This window comes from Paracoccus caeni (assembly GCF_016629665.1).
Lineage (GTDB): Bacteria > Pseudomonadota > Alphaproteobacteria > Rhodobacterales > Rhodobacteraceae > Paracoccus > Paracoccus caeni.
Window position 1 is genome coordinate 282,634 of the sequence record NZ_JAEPRQ010000001.1, and the last position, 20,022, is coordinate 302,655.

The 20,022-nt window shown below is 64.4% G+C and carries 20 protein-coding genes; 7 read left to right on the plus strand and 13 right to left on the minus strand.

The genetic code is table 11. The annotated features are described in order from the left end of the window. Positions 1 to 27: 27 nt before the first annotated feature. The 4 genes from JJJ17_RS01290 to JJJ17_RS01305 form a co-directional block, all read right to left on the minus strand. Positions 28 to 1,395 carry a PepSY-associated TM helix domain-containing protein gene (locus tag JJJ17_RS01290; protein WP_200683222.1) on the minus strand — a complete coding sequence of 456 codons (1,368 nt, stop codon included), beginning with the start codon at positions 1,393 to 1,395 and terminating at the stop codon, positions 28 to 30. Positions 1,396 to 1,463: 68 nt separating this feature from the next. After that, complete coding sequence (locus JJJ17_RS01295) at positions 1,464 to 1,829, minus strand: hypothetical protein (protein WP_200683223.1); 366 nt, start codon at positions 1,827 to 1,829, stop codon at positions 1,464 to 1,466. A 406-nt stretch (positions 1,830 to 2,235) separates the two neighbouring features. Next, complete coding sequence (locus JJJ17_RS01300) at positions 2,236 to 2,685, minus strand: DNA polymerase III subunit chi (RefSeq protein ID WP_200683224.1); 450 nt, start codon at positions 2,683 to 2,685, stop codon at positions 2,236 to 2,238. A 450-nt stretch (positions 2,686 to 3,135) separates the two neighbouring features. Next, positions 3,136 to 4,719, minus strand: a complete 1,584-nt coding sequence (locus JJJ17_RS01305) for a leucyl aminopeptidase (protein WP_200683226.1) — start codon at positions 4,717 to 4,719, stop codon at positions 3,136 to 3,138. 119 nt (positions 4,720 to 4,838) lie between these two features. On the opposite strand from JJJ17_RS01305, the gene lptF reads away from it, so the two are divergent. Genes lptF through rsmA form a run of 6 tightly spaced genes read left to right on the plus strand, consistent with a single transcriptional unit; the run spans position 4,839 to position 12,589 of the window. Next, entirely contained in the window at positions 4,839 to 5,960 is a 1,122-nt protein-coding gene (lptF, locus tag JJJ17_RS01310; RefSeq protein WP_200683228.1) for an LPS export ABC transporter permease LptF, read from the plus strand. After that, positions 5,957 to 7,066 carry an LPS export ABC transporter permease LptG gene (lptG, locus tag JJJ17_RS01315; protein ID WP_200683230.1) on the plus strand — a complete coding sequence of 370 codons (1,110 nt, stop codon included), beginning with the start codon at positions 5,957 to 5,959 and terminating at the stop codon, positions 7,064 to 7,066. The genes lptF and lptG overlap by 4 nt, the downstream gene beginning before the upstream one ends. Before the next feature lie 11 nt (positions 7,067 to 7,077). Continuing rightward, positions 7,078 to 9,441: an LPS-assembly protein LptD gene (locus JJJ17_RS01320; protein ID WP_234463831.1), complete on the plus strand. Its 2,364-nt coding sequence runs from the start codon at positions 7,078 to 7,080 to the stop codon at positions 9,439 to 9,441. Between the two features lie 32 nt (positions 9,442 to 9,473). After that, positions 9,474 to 10,745 (plus strand): peptidylprolyl isomerase, encoded by a 1,272-nt coding sequence (locus JJJ17_RS01325; RefSeq protein ID WP_200683232.1) that lies wholly within the window; start codon positions 9,474 to 9,476, stop codon positions 10,743 to 10,745. A gap of 6 nt (positions 10,746 to 10,751) precedes the next feature. After that, a complete protein-coding gene (gene pdxA, locus JJJ17_RS01330; protein ID WP_200683233.1) occupies positions 10,752 to 11,744 on the plus strand; it encodes a 4-hydroxythreonine-4-phosphate dehydrogenase PdxA in 993 nt (330 codons plus the stop codon). Further along, positions 11,741 to 12,589 carry a 16S rRNA (adenine(1518)-N(6)/adenine(1519)-N(6))-dimethyltransferase RsmA gene (rsmA, locus tag JJJ17_RS01335; protein WP_200683234.1) on the plus strand — a complete coding sequence of 283 codons (849 nt, stop codon included), beginning with the start codon at positions 11,741 to 11,743 and terminating at the stop codon, positions 12,587 to 12,589. The genes pdxA and rsmA overlap by 4 nt, the downstream gene beginning before the upstream one ends. 71 nt (positions 12,590 to 12,660) lie before the next feature. On the opposite strand, the gene JJJ17_RS01340 is transcribed toward rsmA, so the two are convergent. The 5 genes from JJJ17_RS01340 to JJJ17_RS01360 form a co-directional block, all read right to left on the minus strand. Then, the gene (locus tag JJJ17_RS01340; protein WP_200683235.1) at positions 12,661 to 13,422 is read right to left on the minus strand and encodes a DUF4167 domain-containing protein; all 762 of its coding nucleotides are present in this window, start codon (positions 13,420 to 13,422) and stop codon (positions 12,661 to 12,663) included. A gap of 255 nt (positions 13,423 to 13,677) precedes the next feature. Next, complete coding sequence (gene prmC, locus JJJ17_RS01345) at positions 13,678 to 14,499, minus strand: peptide chain release factor N(5)-glutamine methyltransferase (protein WP_200683236.1); 822 nt, start codon at positions 14,497 to 14,499, stop codon at positions 13,678 to 13,680. Continuing rightward, complete coding sequence (gene prfA, locus JJJ17_RS01350) at positions 14,496 to 15,548, minus strand: peptide chain release factor 1 (protein ID WP_200683237.1); 1,053 nt, start codon at positions 15,546 to 15,548, stop codon at positions 14,496 to 14,498. The genes prmC and prfA overlap by 4 nt, the downstream gene beginning before the upstream one ends. Before the next feature lie 105 nt (positions 15,549 to 15,653). Continuing rightward, positions 15,654 to 16,151, minus strand: a complete 498-nt coding sequence (locus JJJ17_RS01355) for a GNAT family N-acetyltransferase (protein WP_200683238.1) — start codon at positions 16,149 to 16,151, stop codon at positions 15,654 to 15,656. Positions 16,152 to 16,159: 8 nt separating this feature from the next. Next, a complete protein-coding gene (locus JJJ17_RS01360; protein WP_200683240.1) occupies positions 16,160 to 16,423 on the minus strand; it encodes a YjhX family toxin in 264 nt (87 codons plus the stop codon). Between the two features lie 299 nt (positions 16,424 to 16,722). Between JJJ17_RS01360 and JJJ17_RS01365 the strand changes: the two genes are divergently transcribed. Beyond that, positions 16,723 to 17,616 (plus strand): MBL fold metallo-hydrolase, encoded by an 894-nt coding sequence (locus JJJ17_RS01365; protein ID WP_200683242.1) that lies wholly within the window; start codon positions 16,723 to 16,725, stop codon positions 17,614 to 17,616. 14 nt (positions 17,617 to 17,630) lie between these two features. Here the strand turns inward: JJJ17_RS01365 and bmt are convergent, their stop codons facing one another. The 4 genes from bmt to rpsF all read right to left on the minus strand — a co-directional run bounded on the left by bmt (position 17,631) and on the right by rpsF (position 20,016). Next, entirely contained in the window at positions 17,631 to 18,590 is a 960-nt protein-coding gene (bmt, locus tag JJJ17_RS01370) for a betaine--homocysteine S-methyltransferase (RefSeq protein ID WP_200683244.1), read from the minus strand. A gap of 162 nt (positions 18,591 to 18,752) precedes the next feature. Continuing rightward, positions 18,753 to 19,340, minus strand: coding sequence for a 50S ribosomal protein L9 (gene rplI, locus JJJ17_RS01375; protein WP_200683245.1), 588 nt, complete (start codon positions 19,338 to 19,340; stop codon positions 18,753 to 18,755). 12 nt (positions 19,341 to 19,352) lie between these two features. Beyond that, positions 19,353 to 19,580 carry a 30S ribosomal protein S18 gene (rpsR, locus tag JJJ17_RS01380; protein WP_103173059.1) on the minus strand — a complete coding sequence of 76 codons (228 nt, stop codon included), beginning with the start codon at positions 19,578 to 19,580 and terminating at the stop codon, positions 19,353 to 19,355. A gap of 13 nt (positions 19,581 to 19,593) precedes the next feature. Beyond that, complete coding sequence (rpsF, locus tag JJJ17_RS01385) at positions 19,594 to 20,016, minus strand: 30S ribosomal protein S6 (protein WP_200683246.1); 423 nt, start codon at positions 20,014 to 20,016, stop codon at positions 19,594 to 19,596. Positions 20,017 to 20,022 lie beyond the last annotated feature (6 nt).

The following is a 20,022-nucleotide window of genomic DNA, read 5'->3' on the forward strand; positions in this document are numbered from 1 at the left end:
GCAATGCGCCGGGCTTTTTCGTTTGCGTCAGGCGGCCCTGCGGGTCAGGGCGCTGCGGGCGATATCGATGGCAAGGAAGGCCAGAAGGCTGACCCCCAGAACCGGCAAAGCCCAGCCAAACCCCGCCGCAAGCACCAGCCACAGCAGCCGGTGCGGCACGCTCATCCCGCGCCAGCTTTCGATCAGCGGCCGGGAGCCGACAACAGGTCTGCGCGCCCACCACATGCGGTAGCCATAGGCGATCACCACGATCAGGCCGAGCGCGACCAGCGCCATGACGATCTGGTTAGCAACGCCGAACAGAATCCCCATATGCGCGTCGATCCCCCACCGGATCAGCTTCGGAATCAGGGTAAAGCTGGCAAAATCGGCGCGGCTGGTCACTTCCATCGTGTCGGGATGCAGCGCGACCGTATCGACCTGGGTCGGCCATGAACGGTCGTATTCGCGGACCAACCATGCCTGTTCGGGCTTGGGCAGACGGATCTCGAACATGGGCGAATCGATCCCCGCCGCTTGGGCGGCTTGGGCGACCGCGTCCAGTTGATCCAGACGATCTTCGCGCATGTCGATGGGATGGTCGCCATGGCCGTGATCGTGATGCCCCGCCTCTGGCTGCGCAACGCCGTCCAGCGTGGTGCTGACCGAAGGGGTGGTCCAGCCGAGAACGCCGCGCAGGGCGTCGATCCGGGCGCCGCCCTGTTGCGACCATGTCAGGCCGGTGAAGGAGATGAAAATCAGGATGACCGACAGTGAGACGCCGATCGTCGCATGCAGCCAGCGGCGCCTTTGCGGGGGCGGCATCTGTGCCACCGGGCGACGGCGGCTTGGGCCGGTTGCCCAAAGGATGACGCCGCCAAGGACCGCCACCCAAAGCCAAGACGCGGCCAGCTCACTGTAATAACGTCCAAATTCGCCCAGCATCAGGTTGCGGTGAAGATAGTCCAGCGCGATGCGGAAGGGCAGGATGCCGCTGGTGCCGTAGGTCGTCAGGTCGCCTTTGATCTCCAGCGTGGCAGGATCGACGAATAGCGTGCGATTCTCGGACGCGGCAAGCGAGGCGTCGGAAAAGAGGATGCGCGTGGTCGTGCCCGGCCCGGTCGCGGGGCGGATGGCCGAGACGTCAAGGCTGTCGTCCAGATAGGTGCGGGCGGCCTCGGCTTGCGCGGTCAGGTTTTGGGACGGGCCGGTGCTGTCGGTGAAAAGGGCGTCGGCGTAAAGCCGGTTTTCGATCTGCGGGGTCAGGACATAAAGCAGGCCGGTCAGGGCGGCGATGAAGATGAACGGGCCGATGAAAAGGCCGATGTAGAAATGCAGGCGGATGAGGAAGGGACGCCAGTTGGCATCGGTCCTGGCAGAGCTGCGCGCGGGCGCTGCGGTGTCGATCTGGGACATGGGAATACCTGAAGCTGCGCCGGAAAGCGGCACGGGAACGGATGCGCCGGGATGGCGCGCGGTCGGAATCAGGCGGTTTGCGGTGGCCCGCGTTTCGACGTGGTCGGATCGCGCGGATGGGCCGCTGCACGCTGGATCTGCGGCAGCACGATGGTCGCGAAAACCCGCTGCTCAGCGTTGATTTCCAGCCGGTCTATGCGCGGCAGATGGGATGCGGTGATCAGATAGCAAAGCGAACAATGAGTTGATTTCTCGTGCGAATCCTTGTCGCTGAGACAGAAGTCATTGATCGAGAAACCGGCCAGCAGAGAGGCTTCGAGCCGTGTTTCCATTTCGGTCGGGAGGGGGCGTGCGTGCATGCCCGTCGCGAAGGCGAGGGCAAGGACGGCGATCAGGAAGGTGCCGAACAGGGGGATATGAAGAAAGTTGCGCACCGCCTCGCTTTGCCAGAAATGACCGATGCACCGCAATTACCTTTTCGTCGCATGCGGCGGATAGCGAAATATGCTTCGAATTGTCGATATGCGTTCGTTGACGGAATCGCGGGCGTGATCTAGCCGTTCTTTGAGGCCGTAGCTTGCAGCTGTAGAGCATGGAAAGGCTTCTGTTTTTGTTGGGTTTTTAGGTTGTGAGAGGAGGAGGCATCGTCTGTCTGTGAGTGATCGAAGATACTGGAGACGACATCGACGCGAAGCGGGTGATTTCCGTAATTGAATGGGTGAGGAAACTGCCGCAATTCGTGCCGGAGGTGCGCGACAAGGCGCAGCGGTTCAGATCGCCGCTCTGGTTTGCACGGTCGGAGAGAGGTCCCGACGCGGTGCCGCCGTCGCGCCGAGTTCGCTAACGCTTCCTCTCCCACCGGCCCGATTCTTCGGACCAGTATTCGGCGGTGGCCCCGGCGCTGGTCAATGCGCGCCATTGGTCGCGGGCGCGGTTCAGGGCGGGGGTATTTCCACCGTCGAAGATAATGCAGGTGCGCTGTAATTGCTGGATTTCTTCGGCGGAGACTTCAACACCGTCCAGTGCCATCAGGCAGGCTGCATCGTTAGGGGCAGACTGTCCCGGCATCGTCAGCAGCACGGGCTGCCGGGCGTCATGGGGGCCGCCAGCAAGGCCGTGGGGCATGAAGCCGTCACCGGACCAAAGCTGCCGGTCAAGCCAGTCCATGCGCTGGGGGTCGGTGCCGCGAAGTTCGACGCGCCATCCGGCTTGCAGGGATTTGCCGATGAGAACCGAGAGCAGGTTTTCGGCAGGGGAGCGGGTGAGGTGATAGAAAAGCGCGTTACCCATTCAGGCCCCGAAATGTTGCGCTACGGGGTGCGGGCGTTGCACTGGTGATTTCTGCAACGGAAAGGGTGCGCGGGTCGAATGGGGCAGCAAATGCAGGGCTTTTCGTTGCACAGAACGTGCACCGGGGAAGCACGGGATGTGCACAGGGTGTGCACCGCTTGCGTGCGGTGGTGGTGCGTGGGTTTGGGTTCAGGCGGTGCGTGCGGAGCACGCACCCTACGGCGCGGGAGGTTGAGTGCCTCTGTGGAGGCAGGGCGGAAAAGCTGCTGCGGTAAAGTGCCCGACCGCCGGGACGGGCGGGCACTTCGGTAAGATCAGGCGTAACAGAGATGGGGGACGGGATCGCGCGACAAGCGGGCAAGCGCATTTGTTGCGCTGCTCGCCCGCCATCGTGCAAGGCGCTTGTCATCGATTGGCACCCATCGGACACTTGCCGGTGCTTTCGCTGGTTCACGTCGCCTCGAACTGGTCGCGGATCAGGCGGTCCAGTGTCATTACCCCCCAGCCGGTCGCCCCACGAGGGGCGAGGTCGGTTGCAGAGGGCGGCAGAGCCACGCCAGCGATGTCGATATGGGCCCAGGGCTGGTCCTTGCGGATGAAGCGTTGCAGGAACGCCGCCGCCGTGATCGAGCCTGCTGCGCGACCGCCGGTGTTCTTGATATCGGCCAGACGCGACTTGATCAGGCTGTCATAGGCGGGGCCAAGCGGCAGACGCCACGCACCCTCACCCTCGGACTTTGCTGCCGCCAGAATTTTGTTCGCCAGCATGTCGTCGTTCGAGAAGATGCCCGCATTGTCGTGCCCAAGCGCGATGATCACCGCGCCGGTCAGCGTCGCCAGATCGATCACCGCCGAGGGGTTGAAGCGGGTCTGCGCATACCAGAGGACATCGGCCAGAACGAGGCGACCTTCGGCATCGGTGTTGATCACCTCGATCGTGTCGCCCTTCATCGACTTCACGATATCGCCCGGACGCTGGGCCTTACCGTCGGGCATGTTCTCGACCAGACCGACCAGACCGACGACATTCGCCTTGGCCCGGCGCAGGGCCAGCGTCCGCATGACACCCGCGACGACGCCCGCGCCGCCCATGTCCATCGTCATCTCTTCCATGCCCGCTGCGGGTTTGATCGAGATGCCGCCGGTGTCGAAAACGACGCCTTTGCCGACCAGCGCCAGCGGCGCTTCGTCCTTGACGCCGCCGTTCCAGCGCATCACCACGACCTTTGACGGGGCCTCGCTGCCCTGACCCACGGCCAGCAAGGCCCGCATACCAAGTTTGGACAACTCGTCCTCTTCCAGAACCTCGACGGTCAGGCCGATTTCCTCCATCGCCTTCAGGCGGTCGGCAAAATCGGTGGTGGTCAGCACATTCGCGGGCTCATTGACCAGATCGCGGGTGAAAAAGACGCCTTCGGCAAGCGCTGCGGCATCGGCGGCCTCTTTCGCCAGCGCCTCGGGATCTTTCACCATCAGCGTGACGCGGGCCTTTTCCGAGACCGGCTCATCGGCGGCATCGGGGGCCGGGTCGGCCTGTGCGTCGCCAAGGATAGCATCTTCGGGCGCGCGGTTGGTGCTTTGCGGGATCGGATCGGTGACGGGCTCTTCGCCGCCCTCATCCGGCGAGGTGCGATAGACCGAGAAGTCATAGCCGCGCAATGCGATGCCAAGCGCGATCTCGCCCGCGCGTTTGTGATTGCCAGCAAGGACCAGTGTGTGGGTCTTGCCCAGTTTGGCGCCGATGACGGCACCGGCCTTGCGGGCCTCGGTCACGTTGGCGTTGTTCGGCAGCGCCACAAGGGTCAGCGCATCGGCGGTCATACCCGACGGATAGGACAGTTCGATGGTGCCGCCGGCCTTCAGCGCCTTCCCGGCTTTCGAATCAAGTGCGCGTTGTGCGGCCTCGCGCGCGGCACGCGGCAGGCCCGCAGGCAGCTTTCCGCCGGGCTGCACGATCAGCGCGACACGTCCTTCATGGCCAGCAAGCCTGTCGGTTGCGGTCTCGGCAAAGGTGATTTCTACGGGCTGTGTCATGTCATCGGCTCCTCGACTCGGGTCGGCGGCGAGCCTAGACGCGCTTCCAGCCCTTTTCCAGAGCCGCCCTTGCCGCTAATCAGGTGGTAACGCCACCGCCCGAGAAAGCCGCTTCGCCCATGCTTCGGATTGACCGATACATTCTCAGCCTGCTGCTGACCTTGTTCGGCTTTTTCGCGCTTGTGCTGGTGTCGGTCTATTGGATCAACCGGGCGGTCAGCCTGTTCGACGATTTGATGAATGACGGGCAGACCGCTTTGGTGGTGCTGGAATTCACGGCGCTGACGCTGCCTTTGGTGATTTCGGTGGTGCTGCCGGTCGCGGCTTTTGTGGCGACGGCTTACGGCACGAACCGGCTGGCGAACGAATCCGAACTGGTGGCGATGCAGGCCGGGGGGCTGTCGCCGTGGCGGCTGGCGCGGCCGGTGCTGATCTTCGGGGTATTTGCGGGCCTGATGGTGGCGGTGCTGGTTCACGGGCTGGTGCCGATGGCGCGGGCGCGGCTGGCCGACCGGCAGGCGGAGCTGGCCGAGAATGTGACCTCGCAATTCCTGCGGCCCGGCGCGTTTCAATACCCGACCGACGGGCTGACGCTGTTCATTCGTGACATCGCCGCCGATGGCCGCCTGCTGGATCTGTTCATCGAGGATGCCCGCAATCCCGAGGATCAGACCATCTATACCTCGGAAGAGGCGCTGGTGGTCCGGGCCGAGACCGGGCCGGTTCTGGTCCTGTTGCAAGGGATGGCGCAGAACCTGACCGGCACGGGCGATGCGCGGCGGCTGTCGGTGACGCGGTTTCAGGAACTGAGCTATGATATCGGCGGCATGCTGAGCCTTGGCAGTCGCAAGGGCCGCGATCTGCGCGATTACGGGACGTGGCGGCTGTTGAACCCCGATGCCGAACTGCTGGAGGCGACGCGGGCCACGGCGGGCGATGCCCGGCGCGAGGCGCATGAGCGGATCGCACAGCCGCTGCTGGCTCCGGTCGCGGCGATGATCGGTTTTGCGACGCTGCTGATCGGGGGATATTCGCGGTTTGGCGTCTGGCGGCAGGTCTTCTGGGCGATTCTTGGGCTGATCGTGGTGCAGTTTCTGTCGAATGCCGCCGCCAATCAGGTCGGGCGGAATACCGATCTGTGGCCGCTGCTTTATCTGCCCGCGCTGCTTGGGGCGGGGCTTTGCACCGGGCTTTTATGGCTGGCGGCGCGGCCAAGGCGGTTGAGGGGGGGCGGGACATGATCCTTGCGCGTTATGTCTCGAACAGGTTCACCCGCGCCTTTCTGATGGTCGCCGGGGTGTTTCTGCTGATCCTGTTCCTGATCGACATGATCGAGATGATCCGTCGCTTTTCGGGTCATAATCTGGGCCTTGGCGGCGCGGCGGAATTGGCGGCGCTGAACATCGCCTCAAGTTTCTATTCGATTCTGCCGCTGCTGACTGTCCTTGCCGGAATCGCGCTGTTTCTGGGGCTGGCGCGCAGTTCCGAAATGGTGGCGATCCGCGCCTCGGGGCGGTCGGCGCTGAAGGTGGCGGCGGCACCGGCGGTGACGGCGGTGATGCTGGGGCTGTTGACGGTCGGGTTGATCAATCCGCTGGTCGCTGTGACCGGCTCTCATTTCGATCAGGCGGTGGCGCGGATCGAAAGTGAGGGACAGCAGACGGTCTCGGTCGGGGACAGCGCGGTCTGGCTGCGGCAGGCGGTGGTGGAAGAGGGGCAGGAGGCCGGGCAGATCGTCATCCGCGCGCGGCGTGCCAGCCCCGATGCGACCACGCTTTACGATGCGACCTTCATGGTCTTCGACAGCGAAAGCGGCCCGGTTCGCCGGATCGAGGCGCGCGAGGCGCGGCTGATGCCGGGCGAGTGGGACTTGACCGATGTGCGGGATTATCCGCTGAATGCCGGCAACCCCGAGGCGGACGCGACCAGCGCCGGGACGCTGAAGCTGGCCTCTGATCTGACGGCGCAGCGGATTCGCGATGGTTTCGGGCGGCCCGAGGCGGTGCCGGTCTGGCAGCTTCCGACCTTTATCGCGGGGCTGGAACGCGCGGGCTTTTCGGCGGCGCGGCATAAGGTCTGGCTGCAGATGGAACTGGCCCGGCCGTTCCTGATGGCGGCGATGGTGCTGATCGCCGCGGCGTTCACAATGCAGCATATCCGTGGCCGAAATACCGGGACGGCGGTTCTTCTGGCCTTCGCGGCGGGGATCGGACTGTTCTTCTTGCGCAATCTGGCGCAGGTTCTGGGCGATAATGGGCAGGTGCCGCCGTCCATGGCGGGCTGGACGCCGCCGTTGGTCGGCGGGCTTCTGGCCGTGGCGCTGATCCTGGCGCGGGAGGACGGATGAGCGGGGGACGGATGCGAAGCAAGTGGCGGCAGGCGATCGGCATCGCAGGGCTGACGCTGGTGCCGTCGCTGGCCTTGGCGCAGATGATCATGTCCGAAGACCCGGCCCTCGGCACCGGCAGCCTGGGCGTCGGCCCGCAACTGAACTGGTCGGGCGAGGCCGCGCTGGCACCGACCGCGACCCGGCTGGGCGAGGGGCTGGTCGGCGACCGGACGCCCGGCGCCGCAGCGCTGGAAGTGGTAGAGCCTGATACCGATGTCACCATTCGCGCGCGTCCGACGGTCGGCGATACCGGCGATGCGGCGACGGTTCTGGCCGACAGCATGGTGCTGCAGGGCGACAATACGCTGATCGCGGCGGGTGGCGTCGTCGTCTGGTATCAGGGCGCGCGTCTGGTCGCGTCGCGGATCATCGTCGATGGGCCAAGCGGCGATCTGACCATCGAGGGACCGATCCATCTGTCCCAACCCGGTGCCGCCGACCCCGAGCGCGAGGCGATCCTGATCGCTGATTCCGGCCAGCTTGACCGCGAATTGCAGGATGGCATCATCCGCGGCGCGCGTCTGGTCATTGCCCGCGAATTGCAGCTTGCCGCGACGGAAATGACCCGCACGGACAATGGGCGGATCACCACGCTGAGACAGGTCGTCGCCTCGTCCTGTCAGGTCTGCGCCAGCGATCCCACCCCCTTGTGGGAAATCCGCGCCCGCAGCATCACCCATGACGCCGAAACCCGGCTGATCACCTTCGATCACCCGCAGCTTCGCGCCTTCGGCATGCCCATCGCCGCCGCACCCTTCACGCTGACCGCACCCGACCCGACGGTTGACCGGAAATCGGGCTTCCTGCGGCCAGAGTTTCGCACGACCTCGGGCCTCGGTTTCGGGATCAAGGTGCCCTACTTTATCACGATGGGCGATCATGCCGATCTGACGGTGACGCCCTATATCTCGGCCAGCCGCACCCGGACGATGGAGCTGCGCTACCGGCAGGCTTGGCAAAACGCGGTGACCGAATGGAACGGCGCGATCAGCCGCGACGATATCGAGGCGGGCGAGACACGCGGCTATCTGTTCGGCAACGCCATCTTCGATTTGCCGCGCGACTACCGGCTGGGCGTGCAGATACAAGTCGCCTCGGATCGCGGCTATCTGCTGGATTACGACATCACCGATGCCGACCGGCTGTGGAGCGGCGTCATGGTCGAGCGTGTGCGCCGCGACAAGATTTTCTTCGGGCGGGTGGGCAACTACCACTCGCTGCGCGATGACGAGGATAACAGCACCTCGCCCGCGCAGGTCGCCGACGTGATCTGGCAGCGCCGTTTCACCCCGAACTGGATCGGGGGAGAGGCGCTGTTGGAATGGTCGGCACATGCCCATCGCCGCCCCTCGGACACGGATGTTGACGGGCGCGATATTGCGCGCGGCTCGGTCGGGCTGGATTGGCGGCGCAGCCAGATCCTGCCGGGTGGGGTGGTCGGTTCGGCCTTGGCGGGGCTGGATGCGGATATTTACCGGATCGCGCAGGACAGCAATTATGACGATCTGGTCACCCGCGTCGATCCGATGGTCGGGGTCGAATTGCGCTGGCCGCTGGCTGGCAGCCATGGCGGCGCCAGCCATCTGGTCGAGCCGGTGATCCAGATCCTCTATTCGCCGAAGGATGACGGCACCGACATCCCGAACGAGGACAGCCGCCTGATCGAGTTTGACGAAGGCAACCTGTTTTCCGACAACCGCTTTCCCGGCTGGGATGCGCGCGAAAGCGGGCTGCGCGCCAATGTCGGGGCGACATGGACCCGGATCGATCCGACCGGCTGGTCGCTGGGCCTGACCGCTGGCCGCGTCTTCCGGGCCGAGCGGGATCGGATCTTCGGCGACGATTCGCCCCTGTCGGGCAAGCGGTCGAACTGGCTGCTGGCCGCGAATTACGACAACAATGACGGGCTGGCGATCGCCAACCGGGCGCTGTTCGACGATTCCTTCGACGTTTCGCGCAATGAATTGCGGCTGGGCTGGCTACGCCCGGATCTGCAGCTTTCCGCCGGTCATCTGTGGATCGACCGCGACGAGGGCGAAAGCCGCAAGGATACGAACGAATTGACCGCGAATATCGGCTGGCAGATTGCCCAAGGCTGGTGGGGCAATGCCGAAACCCGCTACGATTTCGCGACGGACAGCGCACAGCGCGCCTCGCTGGACGTGACCTATCGCAATGAATGTATCACTGTCGAAATGGGGGTCTCGCGCCGGTTCACGGCCTCGGATACGGTCCGGCCTGAAACATCGGTGGGCCTGTCCGTGCGTCTGGGCGGTTTCGGCACACAGAAAGACGGGCCCGGCACAGTGGCGCGGCGCAGTTGTATGCGCTAGTCTCTGGCCAAAGAATGATTTGGGGGCAGCATATGCGGCATCTTCTTTCCGGCATCGCCATTTCGGCGACCCTGCTTTTGGGCACGGTCGCGCCGGTGGCCGCACAGAACCTGTTCGAGCCGGTCATCTACATTAACAACACCGCCATCACCCGCTTCGAGGTCGATCAGCGACAGCGCTTTATGCGGATTCTGGGTGCGCCCAACACCACCCCCGAAGAGGCGACCGAGGCGCTGATCGAAGATCGGCTGCGCAACTGGTCGGCCAAGCAGATGGGCATTCAGCCGACCGAAGAGGGTGTGCAGGCGGGGCTGGAGGAATTTGCCGGTCGCGCGAATATGAGTGGCGCGGAGTTCGTCGCAGCACTTGAAGGCGCGGGCATCGACCCGGAAACATTCCGCGATTTCGTCGTCTCGGGCATGGTCTGGCGCGAAGTGGTGCGTGCGCGGATCGTGCCGCAGATCAATGTGACCGATGCCGATGTGGATCAGGAATACAAACGTCAGATCGAAACCCCGATCCTGTCGCGGGTGCTGATTTCCGAACTGATCATTCCCGCCCCTCAGGGGCAGGAGCAGCAGGCGATGGGCCTTGCGCGGCAGATCGCGTCCTCCAGCCCGAATGAGGCGGCCTTTGCGGCGGCGGCGCGGGAATATTCGGCCTCGGAATCGCGCGAAATGGGCGGTCGTCTGGGCTGGATGAACATCGACAACCTGCCGCCGGGGCTGCGGCCGGTTCTGGCCTCGCTGCAACCGGGTCAGGTCAGCCAACCCATCGGGATCGAGGGGGCGGTGATCCTGTTCTTTATGCGCGATACGGCGGGCACGCTGCGTCCGGGCGCGGGCGAACAGGTGATCGATTACATGACGCTGCGCATGGCCTCGACCAATGCGGCGGCGGAACTGGCTGCGCGGACGCGCAATTGCAACGATCTTTACGTGCAGGCCGGCCCGCAGGTCGCCCCGCAGGTCCAGCGTCAGACGATCTCGCAGGGGCAGATCCCGCAACTGATCGCGACGCAGCTTGCCTCGTTGGATGATGATGAAGCGGCGGTGGTCAATTACGGCAATGCCGCCGATCTGGTAATGCTGTGTTCGCGGCAACCTGCACTGGTGGCCGAGATGGATCAGGGCGTCGCCACGACCGCCTTGCCCGACGACGGGGTCGAGGCGGCGGTGCCCAATCCGAACGCCCTGCCCAGTCGGCAAGAAATCCGCGACTCGGTCTTCAATCGCAAGGCCAATGCCGCTGCCGACGCCTATCTGGCCGAGCTTCGGGCGGACGCCATCATTCGTCGCCCCTGACCGGCGATGACCGGGCGCATCCTTCTGACCTGCGGCGAACCGGCGGGGGTCGGGCCTGAACTGGCGCCGCTGGCGCTGGCCTCGGGCGTCGATTTTGCCTATCTGGGCGATCCGCGCCACCTGCCCGCAGGCACCGCATTCACCGAGATCGCGACGCCTTCGGACCCGGTGCCGGATGGCCACCTACCGGTGCTGCGCCATGACTTCGCCGCCCCGGCCGTTCCGGGCCAACCTGACCCGGGCAATGCGCAAGGGGTGATCGATGTGATCGCCCGCGCAGTCGATCTGGTCATGCGCGGTAAGGCTCTGGGCATCACCACGCTGCCGATCAACAAACAGGCGCTGAAGGAAGGCGCGGGCTTTGCCTATCCGGGCCATACCGAATATCTGGCGGCGTTGGCGGGGGATGTGCCGGTGGTGATGATGCTGGCCTCGACCACGGTGACGCCGCCCTGCCGGGTGGTTCCGGCGACGATCCATATCCCGCTGGCCGATGTCCCCGCCGCGCTGACCGACGATCTGCTGGAAGAGACCATCCGCATCACCCATGCGGCGATGATTCGCGATTTTGGCATTGCCGCGCCGCGTATCGCGGTGGCGGGCCTGAACCCGCATGCAGGCGAAGGCGGCACCATGGGCCGTGAGGAACGCGACCGCATCGCGCCCTTGCTTGACCGCCTGCGGGGTGAGGGGCTGACCATTGCCGGCCCGCTTCCCGCAGACACGATGTTTCACGCCCCGGCCCGCGCCCGCTATGACGCGGCGATCTGCGCCTATCACGATCAGGCGCTGATCCCGATCAAGACGCTGGATTTCGCAGGCGGCGTGAATGTGACGCTGGGCCTGCCTTTCATCCGCACCTCGCCCGATCACGGCACAGCCTTCGACATCGCGGGCAAGGGGATCGCCGACCCGGATTCGACCATCGCCGCGCTGCGGATGGCGCGCGACATGTCGCGTCTTCGTTCTCCAAACAGCTCTGCGACGGCAGCCCGATGAGTGCCATCGACAACCTGCCGCCGCTGCGTGAGGTCATCTCTCGCCACGATCTGCGTGCCAAGAAGCAACTGGGCCAGAACTTCCTGCTGGACCTGAACCTGACCGCCAAGATTGCGCGTCAGGCGGGAAGCCTTGCCGACCACGACATTCTGGAAATCGGCCCCGGTCCCGGCGGGCTGACCCGTGGCCTTCTGGCCGAAGGCGCGCGGCACGTTCTGGCGATCGAGAAGGACAGCCGTGCGCTGCCCGCGCTGCAGGAGATCGCCGAGGCCTATCCGGGCCGACTGACGGTCATCAATGGCGATGCGCTGGCAATCGATCCGCTTGAGCACCTGACTCCGCCGATCCGCATTGCCGCGAACCTGCCCTATAATATCGGCACCGAACTGCTGGTGCGCTGGCTGACGCCGCCGGAATGGCCGCCCTTCTGGTCATCGCTGACGCTGATGTTCCAGAAAGAGGTGGCCGAGCGGATCGTGGCCCGGCCCGGCAGCAAGGCTTATGGCCGCCTTGCCCTTCTGGCCCAATGGCGGGCCGAGGCGCAGATCGTGATGATCCTGCCGCCCGAGGCCTTCGTGCCGCCGCCGAAGATCCATTCCGCCGTGGTCCACCTGACCGCTTTGCCCGCGCCGCGCTATCCTGCCGATCCGCAGGTTCTGTCGCAGGTGACGGCGGCGGCGTTCAATCAGCGGCGCAAGATGCTGCGCGCCTCGCTGCGCGGGCTGCACCCGGATATCGAGGCGATGCTGGAACAGGTCGGCATTCCGCCCACCGCCCGCGCGGAAGAGATCGATCTGGAGCGGTTTTGCGCGCTCGCGCGGGCGCTGAAGGCGGCGCGGGGATAAGCCCGAAAATGAACAGGCCCGCCACAGATGGCGGGCCCGGTCCAGATTGATTGTCGCGTCAGCGCACAGGCCTATTCGGCGCTGCCCTCGCTCGGGGCGGGTTCGGCTGAGGCGGTTTTCCGACGGTTGCGCGGTTTGGCCGGTGCGCTTGCGGCGGCCTCGCCGACGGGGCGCGGGGCACGGGGCGCACGGCTGCGCGGCTTGGGCGCGGTTTCCGGCGTCTCGACGGGACCGCTGGTGTCGTCGTCATTCGCGGCCATCGCGACAGGAAGCGCGTCATCCGTTTGCACAGATACGTCCGGCATCACCTGCACAGGTTGCTCGACCGGGGCGGCCTGCTCAGCCTCGTCCTGACGGGCGGGGGGCTGTTGCTCGGCCACATGGTCACGGCGGTTACGGTCACGGTTGAAGCCGTCACGGCCATCGCGGTTCTGCTGATAGTCGCGGTTATGTTCGCGGCCATTGCCGTTGCCGTTGCCGTTCGACTGATGGCCGTTGCCATTCCCGCCAGAGCCTTGATGCTCGCGCGGTTGCTGCACATTGCCGTCGTCGTCCTGACGCGGGTTGCTGCCCTGCCGTTCGGCCATCTCGCGCTGCGCTTCACCCAGCATACGGGTGTAATGCTCGGCATGTTGCAGAAAGCTCTGCTCGGCCACGCGATCGTTGGACAACTGAGCATCGCGGGCGAGCGTCAGATATTTCTCGATAATTTGCTGAGGCGTCCCGCGCACCTTCCCCTCGGGGCCGGAGCTGTCAAAGACACGGTTGACGATATTCCCCAGCGAGCGCTGGCGGTTCGACTTGTTACGCGAACGTGATTTCGATGATCTCATCAGTTTGTCTGTCAGTGGTTCCAGGTTGGTCTGGACGGCTTCGGGATGGCACCAGCAACACGAAATACGCGCCTGCCATTCAGCCCGGCCTTGCACCTCGAAATGTGCTTGTCGCACCGATCGTGGTTCCGGCTTTTCAGGCTGACCCGTGCGATGGCGTTGCCGCCCCCTGCACGCTGCCGAATAAACATGCCCAGGCGGGTCTGACAAGGGAAAATTTGCCGTATCGTCAGAATCCGGCCAGTTTACGTCGTTTTACCCCCGAAATCCCGCCAAAACGACCCTGTCACGGCCATCCAAATCGGGAATGATCCGGGTTTCCGCGCCCGCCTGGGCGAAGAATCCGGCCACGTCCTGTCCCTGGCTTGGGCCGATCTCGACCAGCACATGCCCGCCGGGGTTGAGACGATCCGTCGCACCCGCAGCTATGACACGATAGGCAGCAAGGCCGTCGCCGCCATCGGTCAGGGCCGTTTCCGGTTCCCACAGGCGGACATCGGGGGCCAGACCTGCCATCTCATCCAAAGCGATATAGGGAGGATTGGAGACGATCAGGTCGAACCGTTCGGGGATAGCGTCATACCAGTCGGCATGACGAAATCCTGCCGTCACTTTCATCAAGTGGGCATTCCGCCGCGCCACGTCAAGCGCCGCCGGGGAAATGTCGGTGCCAAGACCCTGACTTCCCGGCCGCGCCGCCAGCAGCGACAGCAGGATCGCGCCGGTGCCGGTGCCCAGATCAAGGACGCTGTTCCAAGGCAGAGCCAGCGCGGCTTCGACCAGTGTTTCGGTATCGGGGCGCGGGTCCAGCGTGTCGCGGGTGACGATGAAGCGGTGGGCGTAGAAATCGCGGAAACCGACAATCTGCGCGACCGGCTGATGCTGCGCGCGGGCGGCGATCCCTGTCCAAAGCCGATCCTGCTGATCGGGGGTCAGATCGTGATCCATGACCCGCAGCCGTCCCGGCTCGACCCCGATCACGGCGGCAAGGATACGGTCGGCGTCACGGGCCGCACCATCGATCCCCGCTGCAAGAAGGCGGGCGGTGGCCTCGGTCCGGGCCTCGTTCAGCTTCATGCCTCGGCGGCCAGCCGGGCGGCCTGATCGTGCGAGATCAGCGCGTCCAGAATCTCGGTCAGATCGCCCTGCATCACCCGGTCCAGCGCATAGAGCGTCAGGTTGATCCGGTGATCGGTCATCCTGCCTTGGGGAAAGTTGTAGGTGCGGATTCGTTCGCTACGGTCGCCGCTGCCGACCTGCGATTTGCGGTCGGCGGCCCGTTCGGCATCGGCGCGCTGCCGCTCCATATCGTAAAGACGGGCGCGCAGGACGGCCATCGCATTGGCGCGGTTCTGGTGCTGCGACTTTTCGCTGCTGGTCACGACGATGCCGGTCGGCAAATGGGTGATGCGAACGGCGGAATCGGTGGTGTTGACGTGCTGGCCACCGGCGCCACTGGCGCGCATGGTATCAATGCGGATATCGCCCGCTGGAATGTCGATATCGACATCCTCCGCCTCGGGCAGCACGGCGACGGTCGCGGCGCTGGTATGAATGCGCCCGCCGGATTCGGTTTCTGGAACCCGCTGAACGCGATGCACGCCGGATTCGTATTTCAACCGGGCAAAGACGCCCTCGCCCTCGATCCGGGCGGTCGCTTCCTTGACGCCGCCAAGCTCGGACTCGGTCAGGTCCAGAAGCTGGAAGCTCCATCCCTGCGATTCGGCGTAGCGGCGATACATCGACAAAAGATCGCCTGCGAACAGCGCTGCCTCGTCCCCGCCAGTGCCGGGACGAATTTCCAGAATGGCAGGGCGCGCATCGGCGGCATCTTTCGGCAACAAAGCCACGCGCAGATCCTGCTCCAGCGCGGGAAGGTCCTTGTGCAACCGGCTTAGTTCATCCTCGGCCAACTCGCGCATTTCGGGATCGGCCAGCATCGCCTGCGCCTCGGCCAGCCCGTCACGGGCGGCGCGCCACCGGACGATCTGTTCGACCACCGGCTTCAGTTCGGCATATTCCCGGCTGATCCGCGCGATCTGATCGGCGGCGGCACCGGCGTTCAATTGCGCTTCGAGAAACTCGAAACGCTGGATGATCTGGATCAGGCGGTCTTCAGGCAACATCAGCGCGGATTACCTGCGCAAGCGAGCGCGAACAAGCCATGCAACTGCATTGGTCGGCAAATATCCTGCAGGGGGTCGGGGGGACGCAAAGTCCCCCCGGTGGGTTCAGGCGACGTTGAAGCCATCATGGAAAGCAACCGCGCCGGTCGGGGCAGGGCCTGCGATCACCAGACGGGTGAAATATTCGGGCGGCGCACCTTCATAGCGAAGGCCGGGATCATGGCTGAAGCCGAAGCGGCCATAATAGCCCGGATCGCCCAGAACCACGCAGCCCTTCGCGCCCAGAATCGCCAGCCGCGACAGGCCTTGCCGGATCAGCAACTGGCCGATACCGCCCCGGTGCCGGTCGGGCCGGACCGCAACAGGGCCAAGCCCATACCAGCCGCAGCCCGCGCCCTCGATGGTGACGGGCGAGAAGGCGACATGGCCGATCACCTCGCCCCCATCCTCGGCGACCAGCGAGACCGTCAACGCATCGGCGGCGCGCAGGGCGTCGATGATCCGGCCCTCGGTGCCGGCGCTGTAAGGGGCACCCTCGAACGCCGCCTCGGTGATCTGGCGGATTGCGTCGATATCGGCAGTATCTTCCAAACGTATATGCATCTTTCACCTCATCTGACGCGGTTGTCGGACTGAGCGCGGACCGCCCGCCGACCGGCTAACGAGATCCGGTAGGGGCCGGACCCGCGGGATTCGATCAGCCGTTTGCTGCGCAGCTTGCGGATCACGTCAAGCGAGCAGCCCAGAAGGATGCTTCCGTCATGGGCAATGCATTCGGCGTCGATAATGCGACCGTTCGGGCCGCGCGAATGGCGGATGTGACCGCCCTGTGCCAGCACGTGCAACACGCGCTGTTCGTCTTTCGAGATGTTCATCTGGGAACCTGTGGAAAAGCCAAGCGCATCGCTCGCAGCGGCTAATGCCCGGCTGCAGGATACAATCTGACCGTCCCGTCGAAACGGAACGATTAGCGGCTCGATACAAGCTCCAACATGAACTCTTCCCTCAGTGTTTCAGGAATGGACGGCCTTGATAAACGCCGTTGCGCCGTTGCGTCAACCCGGCGTCTTTCGGCTGCTGCGACAATCCGTCGGGCTGTGTCTTCCCGGCCCGGACTGGACATTCGCGGGCGCATCGCCAAATCTGCCCGCCGCAGCGATATAAGAAGCCACGGATGAATATGCTGACAAGAGAAAGCCCTTCACGCGGCACCGGATCGCCCCATGTGCTTGGCTTTTACGACAAGCCGACCGGCAGCGCGCAATATCTGGTCTGGGATCCCGCGACGAAACAGGCGGCGCTGATCGATGTGGTGCAGGAATTCGATCCCGCCAGCGCCTCGACCCGGTTCGATGCTGCGGCCTGGGCGCTGGAAGAGATCGCGCGGCGGGGTCTGACGCTGGTCTGGATCCTCGACACCCATCCACATGCCGATCACCTGATGGCGTCAGACTGGCTGAAACAGCAGACCGGCGTGCCGAATGCGATTGGCGAGAAGGTGCGAGAGATCGCAAAGCTGTGGAGCGCGATCTATCACGCGCCCTTCGACCCGGATACGGCGTTCGACCGTCTTCTTGCCGATGGCGAAACGCTGCGGCTGGGCGAACTTGACCTGCGGGTGACGCTGCATCCCGGTCATACGCTTGGTTCGGTCAGCTATGTGATCGGCGATGCGGCCTTTGTGCATGATACCTTCATGCAGCCCGATGTCGGCACCTCGCGCGCCGATTTTCCGGGCGGCTCGGCGGATCAGCTTTATGACAGCTTGCAGTCGATCCTGTCGCTGCCGCCGGAAACGCGGCTTTTCGTCGGTCATGATTATGGCACAAGCAGCCGCGATGTGCCGGAATGGGAATCGACTGTCGCCCAGCAGCGCGCGCAGAATGCCCATATCGGCGGCAATGTCGGACGCGAAGAATATGTGCATCTGCGCGAGACGCGGGACGCGACCCTGCCGCTGCCGGACCGGATGTTATACGCGTTGCAGATCAATCTACGTGCCGGGCGTTTGCCCGATCCCGAAGCGGATGGGCGCAGCTACCTTAAGATCCCGGCCAATCACTTCTAGGGACAAAGGCCAGCTTAGTCGGCCTGACTGTCCAGCGTGCCCAGAGCGGCGGTGATCCCTTCCAGCGTCGGGCGGTCGCCCACCGGCTCGGATTCCAGCGCCGCGCGCATCGCCTGCAGGTGTGCCGAGGTGGTGCCGCAACAGCCGCCGATGATCTTGACGCCAAGATCGCGCGCCAGCACCGCATATCGCGCCATCAGTTCGGGTGTGCCGTCATAATGCAGGTGGCCATGTTCCATCCGCGGAATCCCGGCATTGCCTTTGGCGATCAGCGGACGCTCATTGCCCGAAGCCACCAGTCCGTTGATCGCCCGCAACAGATCCGCCGCACCAACGCCGCAATTTGCGCCATAGGCGATGGGCGGATTCGGCAACCGCTCGACCAAAGCCGCAAGATGGCCCGGCGTCAGGCCCATCAGCGTGCGCCCGGCTGTGTCAAAGCTCATCATTCCGCACCACGGCATGCTGGACAGATCCGCAGCCTCTGCCGCTGCCCGGAATTCCTCTTCCGAGCTGATCGTCTCGACCCACAGAATATCCGCGCCGCCTGCTTTCAGCGCCTCGGCCTGTTCGTGAAACATCTCGACGGCGGCATCATTGGTCAGGCTGCCCATCGGCGCCATGATTTCGCCGGTCGGGCCGATATTTCCGGCGACGACGACCTTGCGCCCGGCCTTGTCCGCCACATCGCGGGCAAGTTCCGCCGAGATGCGGTTCAATTCGCCAACGCGCCCGGCGGCACCGCGCAGCTTCAGGCGGCTGGCATTGCCGCCGAATGTATTGGTCAGGAACAGATCGACACCGGCATCGACCGATGATTGATAAAGCGCGCGCACCTTTTCCGGGTGATCGGCGTTCCACAATTCTGGCGCCTCATCGGACGACAGACCCATGTTTAACAGGTTGGTGCCGGTCGCCCCGTCGGCCAGAAGCCAATCTCGGTCTGCCATAAGCTGGCTCAGCGGGTCCGGCATTTCCAATCCTCTAAGATACCGTGTGAGGTCCGTCAGAGGACGGTCACCGACAATCAGGTCCATGTCAAATTTTGTCCGCTCAAAACTGTTTGAACGAAAACGCGAAAATGCCGCGCCGGTTTCCCGGCGCGGCATGAATTTTCCACGACATTGCGCGAAAGATCAGTTGCGGTCGTCGCCGTCTTCGTCGTTCGAAGCGCCACCGATATCGTCGAACAGTTCGGCGATCTCGAATTCGGCTTCGGCATCGGCTTCGGCAGCCAGATCCTGGATCGACTTGCCCTGCGCCTGCAGTTCGGCCTCTTCGGTCGAACGGGCGACGTTCAGCACGATGGTCGCAGTCACTTCCGGGTGCAGCACAACGCTGACTTCGTGCAGGCCCAGATCCTTGATCGGCTTCGACAGGACGATCTGCTTGCGATCGACACTGAAGCCGCCCTCGGTCGCCACATCAGCGGCGTCACGCGGGGTGACCGAGCCATACAGCGCACCGGCATCAGAAGCCGAGCGGATGATGACGAAGGTTTCGCCGTCCAGCTTGTCGGCGACCTTCTGGGCGTCGGCTTTGGTTTCGGCGTTGCGGGCTTCCAGTTGCACTTTGCGGTCTTCGAACGACTTGATGTTGGCGTCCGAGGCGCGCAGCGCCTTGCCCTGCGGCAAGAGGAAGTTGCGGGCATAGCCCTCTTTCACGTTGACGACTTCGCCCATCTGGCCAAGTTTCGACACGCGTTCCAGCAGGATGACTTGCATATTCAGGTCTCCTTACTTCACGACATAGGGCAGCAGCGCCAGGAAGCGGGCGCGTTTGATGGCACGGGCCAGCTCACGCTGCTTCTTGGCCGAAACCGCGGTGATGCGCGACGGCACGATCTTGCCGCGCTCGCTGATATAGCGCTGCAGCAGGCGGGTGTCTTTGTAGTCGATCGCCGGGGCATTCTCACCCGAGAACGGGCAGACCTTGCGGCGGCGGAAGAACGGTTTGTTCGCCATGTCTCAGATCCTCTCAGTTCCGCTCGCGGCGTTCGCCGCGATCGCCACGGTCACCGCGATCGCCACGCGGACGGTCGCCGCGATCACCACGGTCGCCGCGCTCACCACGCTCTTCGCGCTTCTGCATCTGCACGGACGGACCTTCCTGATGCTCGTCCACGCGGATGGTCATCACGCGCATCACGTCGTCATGCAGGCGTGCCAGACGCTCCATTTCCTGCACGGCGGCCGAGGGCGCGTCCGAACGCAGGAAGGCGTAATGGCCCTTGCGGTTCTTGTTGATCTTGTAGGCGAGGGTGCGGACACCCCAATATTCGTTTTCAACGACCTTGCCGCCATTATCGGCGAGAACGGTCGAGAAGTGTTCGATCAGCCCTTCGGCCTGCGTATTCGACAGGTCCTGACGGGCGATCAGCACATGCTCATACAAGGGCATGGCGAT